Source organism: Xenorhabdus sp. PB30.3, from assembly GCF_963895965.1.
In the GTDB taxonomy this organism is placed as follows: domain Bacteria; phylum Pseudomonadota; class Gammaproteobacteria; order Enterobacterales; family Enterobacteriaceae; genus Xenorhabdus; species Xenorhabdus stockiae.
Genome location: NZ_CAWQMW010000155.1, coordinates 81,628 through 105,332, shown reverse-complemented (window position 1 = coordinate 105,332; position 23,705 = coordinate 81,628). Strand labels below are relative to the sequence as shown.

Genomic DNA, 23,705 nt, shown 5'->3' with positions numbered 1-23,705 from the left:
CATATAATTATTCCAAAGATTCCATTCTGACTACATTGATTAGTTGATATTAACTGTATCTTTTCATTACCTTGGCACAAGTGAGTTCCAACTAAAATACCTTATTGGAGTTAGAGTAAAAGTGATTGGATTGACTCTGTTTTTTCTGCCATATCTTTTTGTGTTTTTTGATATTTAGCAATAAGGATAAATGATACCTATTTATATCGTATCCCGATGAATAAACGCCAAAATATTGTTTATTTGTACGTAATGATTCGGAAAAATAAGAATATAATTTAAGTAAAATAAAATGTATCTAAGAGTTGTAATCATTTCAGTATGAGCAAATATGATGATTTTATCTTTTTGGTTAGATGAATAATCTACTTTTTTATTTTTATGCTTTATTTTGCTATTTCACGGTTCAATTTTAAGAACAGGGATTACGTGTAATGAGTTTGCTGGATACCTTATGTCAGTCCTGTTTTGGTGATGAACACACCAAATCTGATAAGCTGGCACAAAAACAGATCGCCATCTGGGAAAAATGGCTTATTCCGATTACTGCTGAGCAGCCGGTTGGCAGTGATCCGGGTTACGATGATGATTTTGAACGGATGCGTGAAGAAGTTAATAAACTCTCAGGCGCTGATACAGAGTTAATTTGCCAATTAGCAGAAAAGTTATTAACGACGGTCTGTAAAGATGTCCGTGTGGCAACTTATTACCTTTGGGCACGCTTGCATCGTGAAGGAGAAGAAGGGTTCGCAGATGGGTTAGCGTTATTAGCCGGGTTATTAATGAAGTTCGGGGATGGTTTGTTACCTGCACGGCCTAATAGCCGGAAGGCTGCGTTGGAATGGTTATCCGGCAACCGTGTTCTGGATAGCCTTTCTTTATATCCAGAAGTGGGTAAACCTGAATTTGAGCGCATCATCGCTTTACTGCGGTTTATGACTAATCAGCTCGAAACATGGGATGAAAATAACCGTCCTCTATTTGGTAAGTTATATAGCGCTCTGGAAAGCAGGTTGATGCAATCGGGGGGATGGAATGCTGTGATTCCTCAGAATATCAGTGCTTCTTCTTCACATGATATAGGGCTGGCAACTGGGGCTAAATCTGGGCCGTCTATTGCCATTCAGCCGATCCAGTCCGGTCGTGAATTGTTGGATCAGGCTAAATCTCTGGCTCATTATCTGCGTAACCAGCCTCAAGGCTGGCTTTCTGCTCATCGATTAATGAAAAGTGTACGCTGGGATACCATTCACCAATGCCCACCACAGGATACTCAGGGATGTACTCGGTTAGCACCACCTAGAACTGATGCCCGTGCCCAGCTTAAGCGTCTTTATATGCAGCAAAGCTGGGGAGAATTGCTGGAGCAGGCAGACAGGCTTTTTGCTGAAGGTGTAAACCATTTTTGGCTGGACGTGCAGTGGTATCTCTATCAGGCATTAAGTAAGTCAGGAGCACCCTGGGATGGTTGGGCGGATATCATCAAACAGGATCTGAAGTTACTTTTACAGCGGTTGCCCGGATTAGAAAAATTAGCGTGGAATGATGGCACGCCGTTTGCCGATGATGTTACTGCCAGTTGGATCATGCAAAAAGTGTTGGATGAAGGAAAAGGGTGGTCAGATCCATCAATCAGCCCCAGTGTTGTCGTGGAAGAGGATGATATTTTGTCTCTTGAGGCAGAAGCAATCGCACAGGCGGATAGTGATGGTCTGGAAAAAGCGATGGCATGGTTGCAATCTCGTCCGGCGGTAACAACAGCTCGTCAGTGCTGGATGATGCGTCTGCTGATGTCACGTGTGGCAGAGCAGTTTGGTCGGAACGATTTAGCGTTGCACCTGCTGAGTGAACTGGATACAACCGCCGGAACTCTTACCCTCGTAGACTGGGAGACTGAACTGGTGTTTGAGATCAAGGCGCGTCGCTTGCAATTGTTGCGGGCCAAATCCCAACGTAATAGTACAGATAAAACCGTGATGGCTCAGCAATTGGATGAATTATTGGCTGAATTGGTCAGGCTAGATCCTGTTCGTTCTGTGGTGCTCTATGGATAATCATTTTTTACTTATGGTAAGGATTCCGTTTAATGGATGATTTAACACTCCGTTATTTTGATGCTGAAATGCGTTACTTGAGAGAATCCGCTCGCGAGTTTGCGCAGGCTCATCCTGATCGTGCTGCTTTGCTGGATTTGGATAAAGCCGGTACACCAGATCCTTTTGTAGAACGTTTGTTTGAAGGCTTTGCTTTCTCTATGGGGCGATTACGCCAGAAAATAGATGATGATCTGCCTGAATTGACAGAAGGTTTGATGAGTTTATTGTGGCCACACTATTTGCGTACGATCCCATCTCTGTCTGTCGTCGAAATTTCCCCTGATATCAGCCAGATGAAAATGGGAGAAGTTGTACCTGAGGGATTTGAAGTCTTATCTCAGCCCATTGGCCCAAAGCAGTCAGTCTGCCGCTATCGAACAACGCAAGAACTCTATTTACACCCTTTTACTGTATCCAACGTACACGTCTCGACAGAGCCGGATGGCCGCTCTGTTCTTCGGATCCGTTTTAATTGTGGGGAGCAGGCTGAATGGTCTCAGGTAGATCTGTCCCGGTTACGTTTTTATCTCAGTGGTGATGCTCAAATCAGTGCGGCCTTGCATTTAGCACTGACTAAGCGTCAATCAGCCATTTATTTACGTTTACCTGAAGTTATGGAGCGGATTCGTTTTGATGGTTATTTTTCTCCGGGAGGTTTTACTGATAACGATCGGTTGTGGCCGAAAGGGGATACCTCATTCAGTGGTTATCAACTTTTACTGGAGTATTTCACTTTCCGGGAAAAATTCATGTTCGTTGAATTGAATGGCTTGGAGGGTGTCCGTTTTCCTGACAAAACCCAATGGTTTGAATTGGATATTGTTTTAAGTAATCTTTGGGATTCTGATTTCTTAGTGAAAACAGAACATATTCGGTTGCACTGTGTCTCTGTGATTAATTTATTCACTCTGGAGGCTGACCCTTTGACTGTCAATGGTCTGGAAAATGAATATCTACTGCGTCCACGCCGTTTGCAGGATGGTCATACGGAAATTTATTCCGTCGATGGTGTTAATAGCTCCCGACATGCTGAAGAAGGTGCTTATGTGCCATTTACCAGTTTCCGCCACCGAGGAGGAATGTTGCGCCGCACAGCACCAGAGCGTTATTACCATACTCGTGTCAGACGAGGTGTTACTGGTTTACATGATACATGGCTGATACTGGGTGGACAGGTTTGGGAAAACAACCGGAATATCACATCGGAAACACTCTCCTTACAGATTACGGGTACAAACGGTCAGTTACCGCGTAAAGCCCTTCAAAGTACTTTATTGAATCGCTGTGAGCAAACGTTGCAGCTTCCTGTCAGGGTACAGAATTTATGCAAGCCAACTTTACCTGCTTACCCTCCGGCAGAGGATCGTTTTCATTGGCGGGTTCTAAGCCATTTGGGTTCGAGTTTTCTCAATATGATGGCAAGTGCAGAAGTCTTACGTGGGACGCTGGCGTTATACAACTGGCAAGAAGATGAAATGAATAATCGTAAATTGGATGCGATTGTGGTCGTTCGCCATGAGCATCTGCAACGATTTGAAAAAGGTTTTTTATTACGTGGCATTGATATTGAAGTCACACTGGATAGTAACGGTTTCACGGGAGAAGGCGATATTCATCTGTTTGGTGAAATGCTCAATCGGTTTTTCTCTTTATATGCCGATATTCATCTGTTTAACCAACTGACTTTGATTATTCAACCAAGTGGGAAATGTATCCGATGGACCGAGAATCACAACCAGAACTTACCGCGCTGATTGCTCAGCTTAAAGATAAGCTGCCATTGGTCAATTTTTACCGTTTTTGTCAGTTGATTGAGAGCCTGCAACCTGAGAAATCGGGTTTAGGTAGTACAACAAACCCGGATGATGACCCCGTGCGTTTTCGTCCTCATCCGGGGATGGGATTTCCTGTCAGCGAACTGAAAACGATAGAAAAAGGGCATGAAGCTCATGGCAATAAACCCAGTGTAAGAACCACTTTTTTAGGATTATATGGGGTTGAATCACCGCTGCCACCGACTTATATCGATGATATCGCCCAGCAGCGAGAAGGAGCGGAAGCTGTCACTGATTTTCTCGACCTATTCAATCATCGCCTGACAACACAGTTTTATCGTATCTGGCGCAAATACTCATATCCTGCGACTTTTAAGGCTGGTGGAAGTGATGAAACTTCACAATACCTGCTTGGTTTAATTGGGCTAGGTATTCCGGGATGTGCAAATCATATTGGCACACCTGTCTCTCGTTTTTTGGCTTTGTTGGGCACGATGCGTTTACCTACCCGGACATCAGAAGGTATCTGCTCTTTGATTAAACTGCTGGCACCTAATACCGAAGTAGAGGTTATCCGCCATGATCGACGTCGGATAGCAATAGATAATCCAGTCAGGATGAGTTGCCATTCACCTGTTAGCCTATCTCATAAGCCCGTGTTGGGTCGGAGTGGTATTGATGTAAATAGTCAGATACTACTGGTGTTGAAGACTCAGGATCCAGAGGAGGTCAGACAATGGTTACCTCCTGATGGTCAGTTACATGCAGATTTAATGACTCTGCTTCATGCATATCTGGGATCACGTGTTCATGCTCGTTTACAACTGCGTATACCTCGTGAGTTGTTGCCTGAAGCGCAGTTGAGTGTCACAACCGGGCAAGGGGTGAAGCTGGGGCAAACGGCGGTGATGAGAAGGCTGTCATCTGCTGCGGCTAACGATTCGGTTGTTAATCAAACAATAACTCATAGGGTGATTGTGGGGAATGCGATAATCGATAAAACAAATACAGGTAAAACGGCGAGTAATAACAAGGCCATTAATAGAGCCAGTACAAATAAAAAGGTCAATGAAATCACTATTGGTTTGGGACGTTATCAGGCTGCCCCCGAACAGCTTTTCCGAAAAGAGACTCATGAATATGGCAATTATCGATTCTAAACATGGCTCCACTGAATGCATCATTAGAAGCAATAAAAGCAACAATACAAAAAAAGGGGCTTTGGCATTCATATTGTTTGCTGCAATGTATGTAACTGGGTGTGGATTAACCCAGACTATCGGTAATGGTTCAGCCGAAGTAACCAGGTCAATTTTTTATAAAAAAATCAAAGAAGTTCATCTGGATTTTCAGGTTCGGGATGGATCTAATCTGAATGATAATGGTATCGCATTGTCTACAATGGTTCGTATCTATCAGTTAAAAGATCGCAGGGCCTTTGATTTAATTGAATATCAAAACATATTTACAGATGACATTAATACTATCCAGTCAGATGTATTGAGTGAAAAGGATTTACAGCTTCGTCCGGGAGAAAGTTATTCCCTTGATATGCCTTTAGAGAAAGGAGCTCAATATGTCGCGGTTGTTGCGATGTTTCACTCGCCGGATCTGACAAAGAATAACTGGCAGATTGTTATTCCTAAAACGGCATTGGATCCGGATAAAGCCCGCCAGGTTGAGTTGAAAAATCAGGCGATTCACTTATTACCTCTGAAAAAGGACTGAGACAATGTCACAACCTTCACTTTATGAAATGTTGACAGGAAATTTCTCAGGGGGATTGGATGTGCATCAGGTTTCTGAGGAAAATCAGGTTATCCTTTCCGTACTGGATAATATCCAGAGAATTATCAATACCCGTGCCGGGACTCTCGCTCATTTGCCGGATTATGGGTTGCCGGATATGAGCAAAATCATGCAGGGATTGCCGGGAACAGCCCATAGTTTGATAAATATTCTTTCCTCAACGCTCCTGAAATATGAACCACGTATTAAACGTCTTTCACTGACTTTGTTACCGGAACATGAGTTTGGAACGCTCCGCTATGCGTTAGAAGCGGAACTACATGAAGTTGGTTTAGTTCGCTACGGTACTGAATTTATTCCCGGAGGTAGAGTGTTGATTAGACACTTGAAGAAACAAAATTTTCTCGAATCGAAATATCAATCATAATCGCTTCAAAGCATGATAAAGGAATACCATGAATACAACGCCAGAAAAATATCTGAAGACAGGGGGGGATCCCCGCACTTTGCCAGATTTTACCGCATTACGAGATGAATTGAATAAACTGCACCACCCAGCTCGTCCTGATGTGAACTGGGAACAGGCTGAGCGCCTTTGTTTATCGTTATTTAGTCAAAATGGTGTCGAATTGCAGACTGCTGCATGGTATACGCTGATACGCACAACCCGAGCAGGATTAGCGGGATTAAATGAAGGGCTGGCGATTATTCATGGTTTGGTTACTCATCAATGGCAGGCTATCTGGCCCCTGCAAGTACATGCCCGGATAGAGATTCTGGCAGGTTTGAGCCAGCGTTTGATTAATTCATTACGTATTCAGACCTTTGTCTATACTGATTTACCCCGACTCTATCAGGCAGAGCAATATATCTCTCAACTTTGTCAGACATTACAGCTGTTGGAATTGAAATATGTCAGTCAGCTAGAAAGATTAGGAACATTTATTCATAATGCGGCGATTCGTCTGGAGACTCTGGAAGGTGCAAATATCGATACTTCCTTAGAACAGCCACCTGAGGCAGCGATAGAATTTGAACCGCCACCGATACCTTCACCTAATACTTCTCAGCAAACATGGGTATATGTCGCAAAACCGGAAGAAGAACCTCAACCTAATATTGTGATGCCACCGCCAGAAAAGCCAGGGTTTCAATGGAAGGGATTTGCGTTAGGGATCCTAATCACGTTGGTGTTTAGCGGAGGCGGGATGGGTATATGGCAGTATGCTACGCAGGATAAAGTTGATCCCCGGCTACAGGCCACAGTGGCTTCATTGCCAGAAGTATTAACAGAGGATGTTCTTTTTTCTTTGGAGGCTCAGTCGGATAAAGAACATGAAGAAAATAGTGTGATATTGGATAAGACAAAACGACAGTTAAAAATGTTGGAGTCTTTATCGCCTGTCTGGCAGCTGGATTATGGTTTTTCTTTGGTTCATCAGTCTAAGATATTGTGGCCACAGTCTCCAGTGAGTGCTGAGTTATCAGCGCAATGGAATAAGCAGGTCACCATGAATGCCGCTTCGACTGATAGTTTAGGGCATTGGCACTCCGGGATGGATCAATTAGCAGAACTCACCCGTCGGTTAAATTGGTTAGATGAAAAACGCGGACGTTATATAACAGGCTCTGAATTGAAATCCGTTGTGTTTTCTTTGACTCAAACGTTCAATAAAAATCCTCCATTGGAAGAAAAACTAAGACAGCTTGAAGAAACAGCAATAAAAGAAGAATTATCGCCAGCACTGATCCAACAGACGGATATGCATTTTATCCAGTTACTCAATCGGTATGCATTAATTAAGCAAAGTAGAAACTCTTCAGCAGAAAATCATTAATCTTTGTAAGACTATACACTTCGTCTTTCAAGTTGCCTCTTTGTTGGCTGCACTTCACTATGCAGCCGCAATAAGAAATAATTACATGATTATCTTGTGGGAAGAGATATCGCTGTATGTTTCTAGTTAATTAATATCACGCTTTCCACAATATCCGACAAGTCGGGTGCGCTTTCTCCCGGCAAATCAGTATACGAGCAAAAATATCATCAATTTCGGCTTCATCAGATTCCGCTAATCCAATAATCACTTCTGAAAAGAAATTAGGATCTATTTCAAAATCAACATGTTTAAGCCATATATCTGAGGGTTCTGATAACTCTGCGCCACCGCGCTCTTCGAACTGTAGGCTAAACAGTAAGCTATCCGCAGGATCGAGGTTCTCAACCGCTTGTTCCAGAAAAATATCGTAGGCTTTTTCCAGCGCTTCGTCTTCGGTCATTCGGTTATTGAGATCCAAGTGAAGAGAATGTGGATATGTTGGTTGATTTTCCATAATGGTAGTGTCCGAAACTGATAACAGAAGGGAATTAAAACATGGATGGTAGTGATTGAATACTATCAAATTGCAATCATAGCCCCGTTAGTGGTGGCGAGGCTATGAAAAATAGTCAGATATTTATGTTTTGCTCTTTTTTTGTGCCGAAAATCACAAAAGTGGACTGAAAAAATAACACAGGCGCTCAAGCACTCGTTGCCGGACAGGGCGCTTTTGCCACTCGTCACTGTCAAGCAACACTGAACGGGTAATATAATCCTGCTGGACAAGCATTAAATCACTGCCAAAGAGTTCATCATCGATCACAACAGTAATTTCAAAATTTAGCCATAGGCTGCGCATATCCAGATTAACAGAGCCAACCATACTGAGCTGCCCATCCACCAAAACACTTTTTGTATGCAATAGCCCACCTTCAAATTGATAGATTTTTACACCCGCTTCCAGTAATTCGGTAAAAAATGCCCGACTTGCCCAGCGTACAAGGAATGAATTGTTCTGGCTTGGTACAACAATGCTGACATCAACACCTCGCATGGCGGCGGTACAGATTGCATGCATTAGATCATCACTGGGAACAAAATAGGGCGTGGTAAGAATGAGTTGTTCTCTGGCGGCGAAAATGGCCGTCATCAGTGATTGTTGGATAAGCTCATCAGGAAAGCCGGGGCCAGAGGCAATAACCTGCGCCGTGTGCCCGGATGCCTGCTCAAAGGGCATGATATTAGTGTCAGGAGGAGGGGGAAGCTGGCGCTGGCCCGTTTCCATTTCCCAGTCGAAGGCATAGATAATGCCCAGTGTCGTTGTGACCGGGCCTTCCATTCTTACCATGATGTCAATCCATTGGCCTACACCAGCATTTTGTTTGAAAAAACGGGGATCGACCATATTCATACTGCCGGTGTATGAAATATAGTTATCAATAAGAATAATTTTTCTATGCTGGCGTAAGTCCATGCGACGCAAAAAAAGACGAAAGATATTCACTTTCAGCGATTCTACAAACTCAATACCGGTTTTGCGCATCATATCAGGGTAGGGACTACGGAAAAATTGCCAGCTTCCTGCTGAATCCACCATGATACGACACCTGACACCACGTTTTGCTGCTTTCATTAAAGCATCAGTCACCTGATCAACCAATCCACCCGCCTGCCATATATAAAACACCATTTCAATACTATGTTCGGCAGTTTCTATATCATTGATAAGAGACTTCAGGGACTGCTCATAAGATGTTATCAGCTGCATCTGATTGCCTCTGACACCTTTGATTTTCTGCCGACGTTCACATAACTGGAACAAAGGTTCAGCGACTTCGCTGTTTTTATTGGCAAAAATATGTTGTGACTTTTTTAGATCGGAAAGCCAGTCAGCTACAGAAGAGCGCATTTGTTTTGCCTGTTCAACTCTGCGCTTACCCAGATGTAACTCACCGAATGACAGATAAGCAACGATGCCGACTAAAGGGAAAATATAAATAATAAGCAACCAGGTCATTGCTGATGTCACTGGTCGGCGCTTCATCAGGACCCGGATAGTAATACCAGCGATAATCAGCCAGTATAAGAAAATAGCCAGCCAGTAAAGTACAGAATAAATGGTTGTCATAAGTGGCAATCAATCCTGTTTAAGTATTTTGATACCGTAGTGAGTGCAAGTTTCTGTAAATTTTAAGAAACTATCAAGGAAATACCATCCATTAGGCAGAAAATAATCCAAATATTACCCATGCTCAACTAAATATGATGAGTAGATTGAGTTCAGGCTGATGTTATTTATTGAGATTATTTATTTACGACTGCTGAAACATGCTGAATATGAATATTAAGGTAAACCTGTAATTGGTTGACATCTCCGGTAGTGACGATTAAGAATAACATTACTCACTTATAGTGAGAAAAATTTTGTTTTGAAAACATTTATCAGGGTATTTTATGAAAAGAAGCAGAAATGAAGTAGGAAGATGGCGTCTCCTTCGCCAAAGTATCCAACGTCGTCGTCGTTGGCTGGAAAGTCAGTCTCGCCGTTATTCACGTATTTATGCACTACGTAAGATGGGAACTTACAAGCATCGCCGGTCGATCTTGTTCATTCAAAACGCAGAATCGCTTTAACATGATGTGTGGCATGATACAGATGTTTTTGAATCTTTATTGAATATGATAGTCATTTGCATTTAAACTAATGTCTATCCTAAAATTGACAATCATGCTGCTACTCAAGAATTCTCTTATGCGTTGGATACATTGGCCAGTACTACTTTCTGTTTGTTTACATATTTCCATTGCTGCGGCGCTATTTCATACGCTGAAATCCGGCAATCCGCCAGAAGCGCCCCCGATGTCTGTTGCGATGATCCAGTTGGCAGCGGAGCAGGCCCCGGTCTCTGAACCCGCTATGCCTGCATCTATTTCCGAGCCAGAACCCGAACCGCCAGCCCCGGAGCCAGAACCTGAATCTATTGCGAAAATAGCTCTGCCTGAGCCGAAGCCTGAAAAAAAACCGGTAGAAAAGAAACGGGAAGAGAAGAAAATTGCTAAAAAGGAGTCTAAGCCTAAAGAAATCAAGACAGAGAAAATGTCAGAAGAGGCAGTGAAACCTATTACTGATCAGGAATCTTTGCTGACAAATAATGTGGATGGGAAAAAATCCACTGATCCTGTTACCAGTGAAAAATCTGAAGTTCAGAACGGGCCAAAAGCACTAAGTAGAATAGATCCTGTATATTCAGATAGGGCAAGGCAATTAGGTATAGAAGGGAGTGTACAGGTAAAATACGATATTGATGAAAATGGTCGGGTTAAAAACATTGAAATTCTTTCGGCTGAACCTAAAAACCTTTTTGACCGTGAAGTGAGAAACGCGATGAGAAAGTGGCGGTATGAAAAAAAACCAGCCACAGGATATGTGACTACCATAGAGTTTAAGCTGACTGGTGTTTCAGTATCGTAGTTTTTATCATAACAGGAGGCGCTAAAGCGTCTCCTGTTACGTATTAACACATTTATAATAAAAGCATTTTTATCAAGGTTTTTTATTAAGGTTTATTACTACATTTTGTTGGTACATCATTTTGAGTCGAAATTGGATGATAATTTTAGGATGAAAAATTGATGTATCGTTTAGTAAATAAAACAGCTAATCATGATTTGGAATAGTTAAATTTAAAAAATAAATAGTTTTTTTCTTATAAAGATAAGAAAAAGATTTTTAAAAATACGACCGGTTAAATCTCGAATGATAAGTTCGTTGTTTATAATTAGTGATTCAACTATATTTAAATCTAAATAACAAAAAGGAGCGCATTCAATGCACTCCTTTAATTATGGGTTATTTTCCCAGAGAGTAGCTATTTTTAATTACTGCTTTCCAGTTTGAAATTTCTTTTCCCTTCCGGTAACGGGCGGGAAGTATTATTTTCATTAACGGCGACGTAGGTGAAAACAGCATCAGTGGCTCGATAACGTTGCCCGACGGGTTCAGACGCTACTTTTTTCACCCAGACTTCAATATGAATGGTAATGGATGAATTTCCCGTTTTCAGACAACGGGCATAACAGCAAACGACGTCACCTACCGCGACCGGTTTTAGAAAACTGATGCCATTAACGCTGACAGTGACTACGCGTCCCATTGCAATTTCTTTTGCCAGAATGGCGCCGCCAATATCCATTTGGGACATTAGCCAGCCGCCGAAGATATCCCCGTTGGCGTTAGTGTCAGCTGGCATAGCCAGTGTACGGAGAACCAATTCTCCGTTTGGTAAGCATTGTTGTTGTGTCATTAGAAAAACTTGCTTTATTTGGTGAAGACAACAATACCTGCCAATAATCCGGCAGGTATCCATATGAAACTCATTGTTATTATTTTTGTTCGCGGGGCAGATGGCGGTAGATATATATCACACTCAATACGGTAAAGACCAGTGTTAATGCCGTTAGCCCGAATACTTTAAAGTTCATCCAGACATCCATAGAGAGCCAGAAAGCGATATAAATATTTGCTAATGCGCAAACGATAAAGAAAATTGCCCAGGCTGTATTCAGTTTGTTCCAGATTGCATCAGGTAACTCTAGTTCTTTACCTAACATTTTTTGGATGAGTGGTTTTTTCATCACCCACTGACTGATAAGCAGAGCCAGTGCAAAAATGGCATAAATGACGGTTACTTTCCATTTAATGAATAAATCGCTATGGAAGGTTAAAGTCAGTGTGCCGAAGACAGCTGTTATTGCAAATGTAATTAAAGATGATTTTTCAACTTTGCGATAAACCGCATAGGTGATAACAACAGCTAACCCAGTAGCAGCGATCAATGCGCCTGAAGCATAGAAAATGTCATACATCTTGTAGACGACAAAAAAAACGACTAATGGTAAAAAATCTAGAAGTTGTTTCATAAAATTAGCTCACTGTAATACCTATGATGGCAGGTTTCTGAATTTATGCCAGAGTGTATCAGATCTTAATAAAATGGTTTAAAGAAAAAGATTGTTAAGGAAAGGGGAGGGTTGTGGGCTTTGATTTGACCTAGCATTATAATGTGTCTCTTTTATGACAGGTCTGTATTTCTACATTGTATAAGATCACTGATTGTATAACTCATTGATTGCTTGGTGATGAATCGTGAAAACCGTGCGTAAGGCCATGTTGAGGAAAACTATGCTGGGGAAAAGGTTATATCGCTGGATGCCGGGCTTGGAGAGTCTTTGTAATTATCGGAAAGAATATTTTAGTCATGATATACGGGCTGGTTTATCGGTTACCGCAGTCGCTTTACCTGTTGCTATTGCTTATGCGGAATTAATGGGCATAAGTGCAATTATTGGTCTGTATGCCTGTATTTTACCTATGTTTGTTTATGCTCTGTTCGGGACATCACGCCAGTTGATCATTGGTCCCGATGCTGCAACGTGTGCTGTTATTGCGGCTGCGGTCACTCCTCTGGCATTTGGAAATGCAGATGTTCGCTGGCAGCTAGCCATTATCATGACATTAATGACAGGAATCTGGTGCATACTGGCAAGCCATTTTCGGCTGGGAGCTTTTGCAGATTTTCTGTCGCGCCCCATTTTAAAAGGTTTTATCAATGGAGTTGCCATCACCATCATGGCGGGGCAGATTACTAAAGTATTCGGGATTTCTGGTTTGCCTTCGGAACTGATTGAACAGTTGATTGCATTACCGCATAAATTACTGGAATCTCACTGGCCGACAATGGGCATGTCAGCGATGACCTTATTTGTCCTGCTAAGTGTTCGTTTTCTGCGTCCGGGCTGGCCTGCTCCACTGTTGGCGATGATATTATCCACCTATGTAAGCTGGCAATTTGAGTTAAATCAGTATGGTATTCAGATTGTGGGGCATATGAAAGATGGGCTGCCGATTGTGCCAATGCCTGAGTTTGAGTTCGGTAGTATCCGTGATTTAGTTGTACCTTCTATTAACCTTGCTGTTATCAGCTTTGTTAGTTTTATGATAACAGCGCGTAGTTTTGCCAGCAAAAACGGTTATCAGGTAGATGCAGATTCAGAATTACGGGCATTGGGTATTGCAAATATCGCTTCGTCATTATCACAGGGGTTTGCTGTCAGCGCGGCCAGCAGCCGCACCGCAGTCAATGATGCGGTTGGTGGCAAAACGCAGATGGTATCGATAATTTCTGCAATCGCGATATTGCTGGTATTATTTTTTATGACAGAGTTTCTGTCATATATCCCATTATCGTCATTGGGCATTGTCCTGATATTTTCTACATGGTCACTACTCGGGTTGAGAAATATCTGGGCATACCGGAAACGTAATCGTCAGGCTTTCATTCTATCCATTTTTACCCTTGTTGCTGTTTTGTTGGTTGGTGTGATTGATGGGATTGGTTTCGCGGTGTTATTGGGCTTATTGCAATTTTTGCGTATTATTTTTCGTCCTTCTGATCAGTTGTTAGGGGTAAATGAACAGGGAATGATCCGTTCCATCAATCAGGGTAACAATATTGGGCCTGTCGATGGCATCGTTATGTATCGCTTTAACTCACCTCTAACTTATTTCAATGCTGGCTATTTCAAAAAACGGGTTTTACAACATGTAAACAGTGCTGTCATACGCCCGGAGTGGCTGGTGGTGGATGCAACAGTCAGTTTTACTTACGATGATGTCAGTGTGTTTGCTGTGTTGGATGAATTGATTACTGAACTGAAAAGGAAACGAATAACTTTAGTTCTTGCGGGTCGCAGCACTGAATTGAAGAACTGGATAAAACAGAACAAACTCAGGAGTAGTGATGAGGATTTAATTATTGTCCCGGATCTTTATTTTGCTATTCGTTTGATTCAGAGTAAAAAGCAAGCGGAAGAAAGCCTCGCTGAATAGTGCGAGGCTGTCGGTTTAATATTTATTAATTTTGTGGTTTAGCCAGCATATATAAGCGGAATAGATAAATCAGCAGCATGGAAGACAGCAGATTATTCACGGTTAATAAGGCGATTTCCGGCATTTTGGATAAGCCGAATACAACAATCAGCTTCATTGCAAGAAATAGCAAGACCGCAGGAATTAACAGGCGGAAATTATCGAATGCTAATCTCCAGCTCTCCTGCATAGATGCAAATACGCCTTTGTTTTTCTCAAGTAGCAGAATCGGAGCAAATGCAAACCCGATTGAAAACAGAACCCCCGGGACGAACATCAAAGCGTAACCCACCTGAACTAACAGGGTACAAATAAGTACCAGTAAAAACATCTTAGGGAGTCGAGTTAACGATAGTTGACAAGCCTGTAGCGCATTAGCCTGATGACCGTTTGAAATAGCACTGATAAGTATTAAGACACTGGCAGTCAGCAGAGTATCACCAAAGATATTGGAAAATAAGATCCCGCCAGCGGTGCGCATAAGCATCAGTTGTGCTTCTGGGGTTAATTGTTCAATAACGTTTTTAATCCCCGAATTTCCTGACTCCCTTAGAGTATCTTGTATATCAGTCAATAACTTAAGTTGCTCACTATCAGGAATGAAAAGGTGATTGAGCAGTGTAGTCACCAACGCGGCTAAAACAGAGAGTATGACAATATTCAACAATTGGTGTTTAAAAAAGTTGAGACTGTCACGATACAGGGTATTTGCCGTGATGGGCATGTAAATGGCTCCTATCAGATGAAACAATAATGATATCCAATTGTACCTTGTTCAACGGATTATTGGATAGTGAAAAGATAAAGCTGATAACTATTGTACAATTTTGTTTATCAGAATTGGCTTGTTGTCAAAAATGGGGTACGCGCGAAAGCGTTTAGGGAGGTTAGGTTGTATTAACCCGGTATTAGCCGGTCAAGCTTTGACAGAGATATATTCAGTTAACTTTGACTTGGATCAATTCAAAATATCCCATAGGTGAAATAATAAATTTGTAACCACTAAAACTATATAAATGGGATCGATAATGAAAAAGATTTCTGCGCTTGTCCTGGCTGCGGCAACGTTGGCCCCATCATTGACTTTTGCCCATGAAGCTGGTGATTTTCTGTTCCGTGCAGGTACTGCAACGGTAAGACCGCATACCGGCTCTGAGAATGTATTAACTTTAGGTTCGTTTGATGTAAACAATAATACACAATTGGGTTTAACTTTCGGCTATATGATCACTGATAATATTGGTGCTGAATTACTGGCAGCAACGCCATTTCAGCATAATGTCAGTTTGCCGGGTGCAGGCGAGATTGCGAGAGTTAAACAATTGCCGCCGACATTAATGGCTCAATATTATTTTGGTGAGACAGAAAACGCTTTGCGCCCTTATGTTGGCGTAGGGATAAATTACACTACATTTTTTGATGAGAAATTTAATAATAATACGACTGTAAAATCCGCAAATTTAAATAGTCTGGATTTGAAAGATTCATGGGGTGTTGCAGGGCAGGTTGGTCTGGATTATCAACTTGATAAAAACTGGATGTTAAATACTTCGCTCTGGTGGATTAATATCGAAACCGATGTGAAATTTAAAGTAGGTGATGAAGAACACAAATATAAAACTCGTCTTGATCCCTGGGTATTTATGTTTGGTATTGGTTATAAATTTTGATGATTTGATACAGTTAACCTGTGTGTTTGATATGAGAACCAATGGGGCATTATTTGCCCCTTTTTTTACAATGTAATTTTACATTTCTACAATATATCCGCTTGTTCAGCGGAGTTTTATCGAGTTAATAACTGTTTTAACCCCCGGAATACTTCTTGCAATCTGAATGGCTTGCCTGACTTCTTCAGGAGAACGTGCAAAGCCACTTAATTGAACACGTCCTTTATAAGTTTCTACATTAATATCATTGGATTTAAGGTTCTTTTCTTCAAACAGAGCTGTTTTTATTTTCGTGCTGATTACCGTGTCATCAATATAGTTTCCTGTGCTTTCGGTTGTTGCCGTTGGGGCACATGCTGACAGCATGGCGGTGATAACCGCTGCGATAAGGAGTGTGGAAATGGACTGTAATTTTTTCATAATGGTTCTCCGTTGATGTCAGGAATAATGTTACGAAATACGTTTCCTGTTTTCTGGCGTTGATTTTTAACACATTACTGTGACAAAGTTTTTTTACCGGGGAATAATGTAATAGCAGTGATTAAAAAGTATTGTTGAAGATAAGGGAACTTACAAATAAGCTGAATTTATGTTTTGAGTCATTTCCCCCACGAATTGGCTTGTGGGGGAAAACGGTATTATCGCAGGGTAGCTGATTTCATTGAGTGAACAAATACTCTAAGTTTTTCTAACATAATCGGAGGTTGATGTAAATTATTCTCAATGATATTAACCACGGCTGATCCTGAAATAGCTCCTGCCGCCCCACTATTAATGACAGATGTGACCTGAGCTGGTTCGGAAATGCCAAACCCCTGTATGGCCGGTGCAGCACGGTATTCTTTGAGTTTGTTGACCAGATCCGTCAGTGGTTTTTTCATTCTATTCTGTACCCCAGTAGTTCCTGCTCTGGATAGCAGATAAGTGTAACCGCGACCGAATGAAGCAATCTCACGCAATAAATTATCATCTGCATTGGGCGGGCAGATAAAAATAGGGGCAACATCATGTTTTATGGCTGCCGAGTAAAAAGGACGTGATTCAGATACTGGCACATCTGCAATTAACACGGAATCAACCCCGGCATGTTTACAGCGAGCATAAAATTCATCGATTCCACTGTGAAATACCAGATTTGCATACATTAATAATCCGATGGGGAGCTCTGGATACTTTGCCCGGATCTGTGCCAGTAATTCAAAACAGCGTGTTGGCGTAACATGAGAAGATAGAGCGCGAAGGTTAGCATTCTGGATCGTCGGGCCGTCTGCCAGAGGGTCGGAAAATGGAATACCAATCTCCAGTGCGTCCGCGCCGCCAGAAATAAGAGCATCAATGATATCTAAAGATAATTCAGGATTAGGGTCACCGAGAGTAATAAAAGGAACAAAAGCACCCTGATTTTGTTTCTCTAATTTCTTGAAAAGCAATTCATAGCGTTCCATCAGATTTCCCCCCTGGATTTCAAAATATCGTGAACAGTAAAAATATCTTTGTCGCCGCGACCGGATAAATTGACGATGAGTAATTGTTTTTTATCCGGCTCCTGATGGATCATTTTCAGCGCATAGGCGAGGGCATGTGAAGACTCTAAAGCCGGGATAATTCCCTCGTTTAGTGACAGTGCCTTGAATGCATCCAGTGCTTCATCATCTGTGATGGAAACATAATCTGCTCTCCCGATGCTGTTCAGGTAGGCATGCTGGGGACCGACGGAAGGAAAATCTAACCCGGCAGAAATGGAATATGACTCTTCTATTTGCCCATCTTCTGTCTGCATAATCGGCGATTTCATACCAAAGTAGATGCCCAGCTTCCCGTGTTTTAATGGTGCGCCATGCTCTCCGGTTTCGATGCCATGCCCTGCGGGTTCAACACCTATCAGGCGCACATGAGTTTCCGGAATAAATTCTGCAAATAAGCCGATAGCATTTGAACCACCACCAATACAGGCAATAACCGCATCGGGCAGGCGTCCTTCTTTTTCCAGAATCTGAGCTTTGGCCTCTTCGCCAATCATGCGCTGAAATTCACGTACCATTGTTGGATAAGGATGGGGCCCCGCAGCAGTGCCAAGCAAATAATGCGCTTTATCATAGCTGCCGGACCAGTCACGCATGGCTTCGTTACAGGCATCTTTCAGTGTTGAAGACCCACTGTGAACGGGAATGACTTCTGCTCCCATAAGACGCATACGGAATACGTTGGGGGACTGGCGTTCAATATCTTTTGCACCCATATAGACACGGCATTTTAAGCCCAGAAGGGCGCATGCCAGTGCGGTTGCAACCCCATGCTGACCTGCACCGGTTTCGGCAATGATTTCTTCTTTTCCCATTCGTTTTGCCAGCAATGCCTGCCCTAATACCTGATTGGTTTTGTGTGCACCGCCATGAAGTAAATCTTCACGTTTCAGATATAAACGGGTTTTTGTGCCTTTGGTTAAATTCTGGCATAACGTTAAAGCCGTTGGGCGGCCAGCATAGTTTTTCAGTAAGTTATGAAATTCTTGCTGAAATTCAGGATCATTTTTTGCCTCGATAAATGCTTCTTCTAATTGATCAAGGGCAGGGACGAGAATTTGGGGGACGAATTGCCCGCCAAAATCACCAAAATACGGATTTAATTTACTCATTATTTTCATTTTCCACTTTCTGTCTGAATATTAGTTATCTGAAAGATTACGGGTAGCAGCGTAATTGTTGGAAGACTTGTTTTATTTTCTGGCTGCTTTTAATCCCGGGTTGGATTTCGACACCGGAATTAAAATCCAGTCCGTAACAACCCAATGCGGCGGCCTGCCGACAGTTCTCAGCATTTAAACCACCCGCGAGAACACTGTTATGTTGAGAACCTTTATCAATTAATTTCCAGTCAAACGTTTTTCCTGTACCGCCGGAACCATTATCCAATAATAAGTGATCAATATTGGAGAGACCGGAAAATACTTCAGTTTTCGACATATCAACGGATTTCCAGATTTCACAATTTTCCGGCAATAAAGAACGAAGTGCATCAATATAGGGCTGATCTTCATTACCATGTAATTGAACGGCTGTCAGTGAAAGCGCCCGGGCAGTCTGGCAGACAAAATCAACGGGCTGATTCTGGAATACGCCAACATATAATAAAGGAACCTCATTAATAATTTGTTGCGCTTGTTGCTGGCTAATTCTGCGTGGTGATTTTTCAGCAAAAATCAGGCCACCATAAACAGCTCCCGCCTGCAATGCAGCTTTGGCATCCTGTGGACGGGTCAAACCACAAATTTTATTGTCACCCAGAATCAGTCGTCGTAACGCTAGATCTAAATCGGACTGAGCCATTAAAGCACTGCCAATCAGAAAACCGTGAGCAAACTGGCTTAAATCACGTACCTGTTGGTGGCTGTGAATACCTGATTCGCTAATAACGATAGTCTCTTTTGGTAAACCGGCGGCCAGTTTTCGGGTACGTTGTAAATCGATGGACAGATCGCGCAGGTCACGGTTATTGATGCCAATGACTTTTGCTCCCAGAGCAACTGCCCGGTGGCGTTCAGCTTCATTACTGACTTCCGTTAATACTCCCATATTAAGGCTATGTGCCAGAGCGGAAAGTTCGCGATAGGTATCATCATCAAGCACGGAAAGCATCAGCAGGATAGCATCTGCCTGATAATAGCGGGCCAGATAAACCTGATAGGGATCAATGATGAAGTCTTTACACAGAACAGGTTGGTGTACGGTTGCACTAACCATACGGAGAAAATCATAACTGCCCTGAAAATATTTTTCGTCGGTCAGTACTGAGATCGCAGCCGCATAAGGCTGGTAAGTTTTAGCAATGCGTACCGGGTCAAAATCAGACCGAATTAAACCTTTTGAAGGAGACGCCTTTTTACACTCCAAAATAAAAACGGTCTGTTTGTGAGTCAGTGCCTGATAAAAGCGGCGATGGCTCGGTACAACAGAATCCAGAAAACTCTCCAGCGGCTGTTCAGCCTTGCGGGTGATGAGATATAACGCCTTATCTTCAACTATTTTCTGTAATACATTACTTTTCATGATTAAATCCCTGCTGCTAGTGCGATCACTTTTTCATAGGCCCGGCCACTATAAATCGTGTCTAATGCCTGTTGTGTATTTTGCCGTAAATCTTCCTGACCATGTATTTTCATCAAAAGAGCAACATTGGCAGCCACCGCATCGACATGCGCTTTTTTACCTTGTCCTTGTAATAATAAGCTCGTCATATGACGATTTTCTTGTGGTGTTCCTCCACTGAGTGATGATATCGGATGATTTGGCAGCCCAAAGTCTTCTGCTGTTAACTGATATTGGATAATTTCACCATGGTTAAGTTCAGCAACCTGAATCGGAGCGTGTAAGGCGACTTCATCCATGCCACCGCTATGTACGACCGCAGCACGCTGAAACCCCAATACCTGTAATGTCTGAGCAATAGGGTTCACCAATTCCGGACTGTAAACACCAATCAGGGCAAGAGGCGGGCGAGCAGGATTGATTAACGGACCAAGTACATTAAACAAAGTACGGGTTTTCAGTTGCTGGCGAACATTAACTGCATGACGAAATCCGCTGTGGTACTGCGGAGCAAACAGAAAGCAGATGCTGATTTCATCCAGTGCCCGACGGGATTCTTCAGCACTGGCATTGAGTGCGATACCAAACTCAGCCAGTAAATCAGATGATCCTGAGCGGCTGGAAATGCTGCGATTGCCATGCTTTGCCACTTTAAGGCCGCAGGCTGCGGCAACAAAAGCGCTGGTTGTCGAGATATTGATGCTGTTTGTTCCGTCACCACCTGTTCCGACGATGTCGCAGAAAGGGTAGTCAGGGCGTGGAAATGGAGAGGCATTGGCTAATAGTGCCTGTGCAGCCCCGGCAATTTCCTGAGGCTGTTCACCGCGTAGTTTCATACTGATTAGTACGGCCGCGAGTTGAGGCTCACTCAGCTCGCCACAAATAATAGCAGTAAAAAGTTTTTGGCTTTCTTGCTGGGTCAGTGCCTGAGCATTAAATAGTTTTTCTAAAATTAATTGCATTTTCCCATCCTCCCTTTTATTGCCCCGATTCCTGTGAATTTAGTGCCCATGCCAGTGTTTGCTCAAGTAAGCGGGTTCCCTGCGTTGTCAGGATGGATTCAGGGTGAAACTGGAATCCACACACTCTGTTCTCGTCGTGACGAACTGCCATTACTGTATCGTGACAATAAGCGGAAACAATCAGTGTTGCCGGAATATTTACACCCACCAGAGAGTGATAACGGGCAACGGGAAGCGGGTTAGGTAAACCGGAAAACATAGCCAGCCCATCATGAGTCGCTAATGTTGATTTGCCATGCAGAATTTCACTGGCGGCTGAGATATTGCCACCATAGGCTTCGATAATTGCCTGATGCCCGAGACAGATACCGATCACGGGGATTTTACCGATAACCTGCTGAAGTAATTGTGGCATACACCCGGCTTCTGAGGGTTTTCCGGGGCCCGGAGATAGCATCAGTAATGGTGATACCATGTTTTCCAGTTGAGCCATGATTATCTCGACGGATACCGTATTACGGTAGATAACAACCTGATGACCCCCACAGCGTAGTTGATCCACAAGATTGTAGGTAAAAGAGTCAACATTATCGATCAGAAGAATATTTGCCATTAGAATGTTACCTCCGTGTTATGAGCCTGAGCGATAGCGTGAATGACGGCTCTGGATTTGCTCTGGGTTTCCTGAACTTCAGATTGTGGAACGGAATCCAGAACGATACCGGCTCCGACCTGAACCGTTGCTTCCCCGTTTTCTACATAGGCAGAACGAATCACAATGCATGTGTCAAAATCCCCTTTACCGGTGAAATAACCCACTGCCCCGGCATAGCTGCCCCGGCGTTCATTCTCATATTGCGCAATAAGTTGCATCGCCCGGACTTTCGGCGCACCTGTCAGTGTTCCCATATTCATACAGGCCTGATAGGCATGGAAAATATCCAGATCGTGGCGCAGTGTACCGACCACCCGGGAAACAAGATGCATAACAAATGAATAGCGGTCAACGTTCATTAAATCAGCAACGTAGCGGCTACCTGGTTCACAAATACGCGCTATGTCATTACGGGCTAAATCAACCAGCATGATATGTTCGGATAATTCCTTAGCATCGGTACGCATTTCTAGTTCAAGCCGGCTATCCAGATCTGCATTTAGTTCGCCACTTGCATTGCGTCCACGGGGGCGTGTGCCCGCGATTGGATAAATTTCAATTTGCTGGCTGTCGGCATCATATTTAAGGGCACTTTCAGGGGAAGCACCAAACAGGCAAAAATCCTGATCCTGCATGAAAAACATATACGGGCTTGGATTTAGTTTTTTCAGGGTGTGATACGCATTCAGTGGTGCTGGGCAGGGCAACGTGAAACGCCGGGATGGAACGACCTGAAATATATCACCCCGCCGGATAAAACCCTGTAATTGCTGAACGATATCGGCATACTGTTCATCACTCCGGTTACAGGAAATTTGTATAACCGGTAATGTTACGGGCGTTAAGGGTTGACGAGGCTGAGCAATGATGTTTTCCAGTGCAGATAAACGTTCGTCAAGGCGCTGTTCTTCTGCTTTTGATTCACCAAATCGTGTTGTTTGCAACATGGCGTGCTGGCGCGGATGGTCGATCACCATCATGGTTTCTGCCAGATAAAAACAGAAATCTGGGCAGCGCTGAGAGGTTTTGAGTATGGGAAGCTGTTCAAATTCTGCTACTAAATCATAGGAAAATAATCCGCCTGAAAAAATGGCATCAGAATCTTCAGTTAGGGTGGATAATTGAGTCAGAGCACGTAATGCATCAAAAACAGAATCGGCTTTTAAACGGCTGTCTTCATCTAAATTTTCCTCAATAACAGGAAATTGAGCCTGAAGAGTGTGTGCTTTGAGAGTGATCTGAGCTTTTTCTGATAGTAGGCCGGCTAAGATGGGCAGCAGATTTTTGCCATTTTCAGTTAACGCTGCAAAATCAACCTGTCGGCCATTAGCGGTAATACGCATAGCGCTATCAATAATCAGCATGCTTTTGATAGCGTTCTTACTGTTAACTTCCGCTGATTCTAACAATAATGTTGCTGGCCGATTATTGCATAATTCATTGAAAAGCAACGTTGGATCAGACTGGTAGACTGTCTCTCGTTGATTTATCGAAATATTAAATTTTTTACCCATCATACCCACCTCTTTTGTTATCTTTTTCTACAGAAAATTGGTATAAAAAAACCCGCTTTTCAGAGCGGGTTATTGGCACTTTGGATCTCGACTTATGTGTGCTACTCAACCGCCCTGAATGGGAAACTGGGCCACCAACGCATGTTTTGAGCTGCTTTCATAAGTGTGATCATCGTAAGTGCCTTGTTAAAGTAGAGTGTTAGTAATATGTGTTCAACAAGCAAATCTTGCGTACTAGTAAACTGGGTCTGTGTTTACTTGTCAACCGTTTTTTCGATGTATTTTTCTTCTGTGTATATTGAATGGGTTGTATCGATCAGTAGTTTAAATCTATAACAGATGGCTCATTTTTTATAAACACAATTGATTGAATTTTGCTCTTTATGAATTTATTGTGAATTACTTCTGTTGTTTTTCATCAACGGCATTATTTTTTAATGAGCTATTATCT

22 protein-coding genes and 1 other annotated feature are annotated in these 23,705 nt (G+C 42.7%); of the genes, 10 read left to right on the top strand and 12 right to left on the bottom strand.

Translation table 11 applies throughout. The features are described from left to right. Positions 1-434: 434 nt before the first annotated feature. The 6 genes from tssA to AACX38_RS15605 are packed head-to-tail and all read left to right on the top strand — an operon-like array spanning position 435 to position 7,458. Complete coding sequence (gene tssA, locus AACX38_RS15630; protein ID WP_228863144.1) at positions 435-2,054, top strand: type VI secretion system protein TssA; 1,620 nt, start codon at positions 435-437, stop codon at positions 2,052-2,054. A 32-nt stretch (positions 2,055-2,086) separates the two neighbouring features. Continuing rightward, complete coding sequence (gene tssF, locus AACX38_RS15625; protein WP_228863143.1) at positions 2,087-3,850, top strand: type VI secretion system baseplate subunit TssF; 1,764 nt, start codon at positions 2,087-2,089, stop codon at positions 3,848-3,850. Continuing rightward, positions 3,814-5,031: a type VI secretion system baseplate subunit TssG gene (tssG, locus tag AACX38_RS15620; protein WP_228863142.1), complete on the top strand. Its 1,218-nt coding sequence runs from the start codon at positions 3,814-3,816 to the stop codon at positions 5,029-5,031. Before tssF ends, tssG begins: the two co-directional genes overlap by 37 nt. Further along, positions 5,012-5,599, top strand: a complete 588-nt coding sequence (gene tssJ / locus AACX38_RS15615; RefSeq protein ID WP_255711944.1) for a type VI secretion system lipoprotein TssJ — start codon at positions 5,012-5,014, stop codon at positions 5,597-5,599. The genes tssG and tssJ overlap by 20 nt, the downstream gene beginning before the upstream one ends. A gap of 4 nt (positions 5,600-5,603) precedes the next feature. Further along, positions 5,604-6,047, top strand: coding sequence for a type VI secretion system baseplate subunit TssE (tssE, locus tag AACX38_RS15610; RefSeq protein ID WP_228863141.1), 444 nt, complete (start codon positions 5,604-5,606; stop codon positions 6,045-6,047). A 28-nt stretch (positions 6,048-6,075) separates the two neighbouring features. Further along, positions 6,076-7,458 (top strand): VasL domain-containing protein, encoded by a 1,383-nt coding sequence (locus AACX38_RS15605; RefSeq protein WP_228863140.1) that lies wholly within the window; start codon positions 6,076-6,078, stop codon positions 7,456-7,458. 136 nt (positions 7,459-7,594) lie between these two features. Here the strand turns inward: AACX38_RS15605 and AACX38_RS15600 are convergent, their stop codons facing one another. Next, positions 7,595-7,918, bottom strand: a complete 324-nt coding sequence (locus AACX38_RS15600) for an HI1450 family dsDNA-mimic protein (protein ID WP_228863150.1) — start codon at positions 7,916-7,918, stop codon at positions 7,595-7,597. A gap of 189 nt (positions 7,919-8,107) precedes the next feature. Continuing rightward, on the bottom strand, positions 8,108-9,568 hold the full coding sequence (gene cls / locus AACX38_RS15595) for a cardiolipin synthase (protein WP_099123114.1): 1,461 nt from the start codon (positions 9,566-9,568) through the stop codon (positions 8,108-8,110). A 326-nt stretch (positions 9,569-9,894) separates the two neighbouring features. On the opposite strand from cls, the gene AACX38_RS15590 reads away from it, so the two are divergent. Both AACX38_RS15590 and tonB read left to right on the top strand, forming a co-directional pair. Next, complete coding sequence (locus tag AACX38_RS15590; protein ID WP_099111766.1) at positions 9,895-10,074, top strand: YciY family protein; 180 nt, start codon at positions 9,895-9,897, stop codon at positions 10,072-10,074. 118 nt (positions 10,075-10,192) lie between these two features. Beyond that, positions 10,193-10,912, top strand: a complete 720-nt coding sequence (tonB, locus tag AACX38_RS15585) for a TonB system transport protein TonB (RefSeq protein ID WP_228863139.1) — start codon at positions 10,193-10,195, stop codon at positions 10,910-10,912. Positions 10,913-11,315: 403 nt separating this feature from the next. Here the strand turns inward: tonB and yciA are convergent, their stop codons facing one another. Together yciA and AACX38_RS15575 are read right to left on the bottom strand one after the other, a co-directional pair. Beyond that, a complete protein-coding gene (yciA, locus tag AACX38_RS15580) occupies positions 11,316-11,744 on the bottom strand; it encodes an acyl-CoA thioester hydrolase YciA (protein WP_086953261.1) in 429 nt (142 codons plus the stop codon). A gap of 79 nt (positions 11,745-11,823) precedes the next feature. Further along, a complete protein-coding gene (locus tag AACX38_RS15575; protein ID WP_099123115.1) occupies positions 11,824-12,360 on the bottom strand; it encodes a septation protein A in 537 nt (178 codons plus the stop codon). A 262-nt stretch (positions 12,361-12,622) separates the two neighbouring features. Between AACX38_RS15575 and AACX38_RS15570 the strand changes: the two genes are divergently transcribed. Beyond that, positions 12,623-14,329 carry a SulP family inorganic anion transporter gene (locus tag AACX38_RS15570; RefSeq protein WP_228863149.1) on the top strand — a complete coding sequence of 569 codons (1,707 nt, stop codon included), beginning with the start codon at positions 12,623-12,625 and terminating at the stop codon, positions 14,327-14,329. A gap of 25 nt (positions 14,330-14,354) precedes the next feature. Here AACX38_RS15570 and AACX38_RS15565 read toward each other — a convergent pair whose 3' ends face one another. Continuing rightward, positions 14,355-15,092, bottom strand: a complete 738-nt coding sequence (locus AACX38_RS15565; protein ID WP_228863138.1) for a YciC family protein — start codon at positions 15,090-15,092, stop codon at positions 14,355-14,357. Positions 15,093-15,396: 304 nt separating this feature from the next. On the opposite strand from AACX38_RS15565, the gene ompW reads away from it, so the two are divergent. Continuing rightward, positions 15,397-16,038 (top strand): outer membrane protein OmpW, encoded by a 642-nt coding sequence (gene ompW, locus AACX38_RS15560; protein WP_099123118.1) that lies wholly within the window; start codon positions 15,397-15,399, stop codon positions 16,036-16,038. A gap of 105 nt (positions 16,039-16,143) precedes the next feature. Here ompW and AACX38_RS15555 read toward each other — a convergent pair whose 3' ends face one another. The 7 genes from AACX38_RS15555 to AACX38_RS15525 form a co-directional block, all read right to left on the bottom strand. Next, the gene (locus AACX38_RS15555; protein WP_099123119.1) at positions 16,144-16,458 is read right to left on the bottom strand and encodes a BON domain-containing protein; all 315 of its coding nucleotides are present in this window, start codon (positions 16,456-16,458) and stop codon (positions 16,144-16,146) included. A 218-nt stretch (positions 16,459-16,676) separates the two neighbouring features. Next, a complete protein-coding gene (trpA, locus tag AACX38_RS15550) occupies positions 16,677-17,483 on the bottom strand; it encodes a tryptophan synthase subunit alpha (RefSeq protein ID WP_228863137.1) in 807 nt (268 codons plus the stop codon). Next, positions 17,483-18,673 carry a tryptophan synthase subunit beta gene (trpB, locus tag AACX38_RS15545; protein WP_228863136.1) on the bottom strand — a complete coding sequence of 397 codons (1,191 nt, stop codon included), beginning with the start codon at positions 18,671-18,673 and terminating at the stop codon, positions 17,483-17,485. Before trpB ends, trpA begins: the two co-directional genes overlap by 1 nt. Before the next feature lie 46 nt (positions 18,674-18,719). Beyond that, positions 18,720-20,084: a bifunctional indole-3-glycerol-phosphate synthase TrpC/phosphoribosylanthranilate isomerase TrpF gene (trpCF, locus tag AACX38_RS15540; protein WP_228863135.1), complete on the bottom strand. Its 1,365-nt coding sequence runs from the start codon at positions 20,082-20,084 to the stop codon at positions 18,720-18,722. A gap of 2 nt (positions 20,085-20,086) precedes the next feature. Continuing rightward, entirely contained in the window at positions 20,087-21,085 is a 999-nt protein-coding gene (gene trpD, locus AACX38_RS15535; RefSeq protein ID WP_228863134.1) for an anthranilate phosphoribosyltransferase, read from the bottom strand. Between the two features lie 16 nt (positions 21,086-21,101). Beyond that, entirely contained in the window at positions 21,102-21,698 is a 597-nt protein-coding gene (locus tag AACX38_RS15530) for a glutamine amidotransferase-related protein (RefSeq protein ID WP_228863133.1), read from the bottom strand. Next, a complete protein-coding gene (locus AACX38_RS15525; protein ID WP_228863132.1) occupies positions 21,698-23,257 on the bottom strand; it encodes an anthranilate synthase component 1 in 1,560 nt (519 codons plus the stop codon). The genes AACX38_RS15530 and AACX38_RS15525 overlap by 1 nt, the downstream gene beginning before the upstream one ends. Positions 23,258-23,296: 39 nt before the next feature. After that, positions 23,297-23,397, bottom strand: a sequence feature (Trp leader region). Positions 23,398-23,705 lie beyond the last annotated feature (308 nt).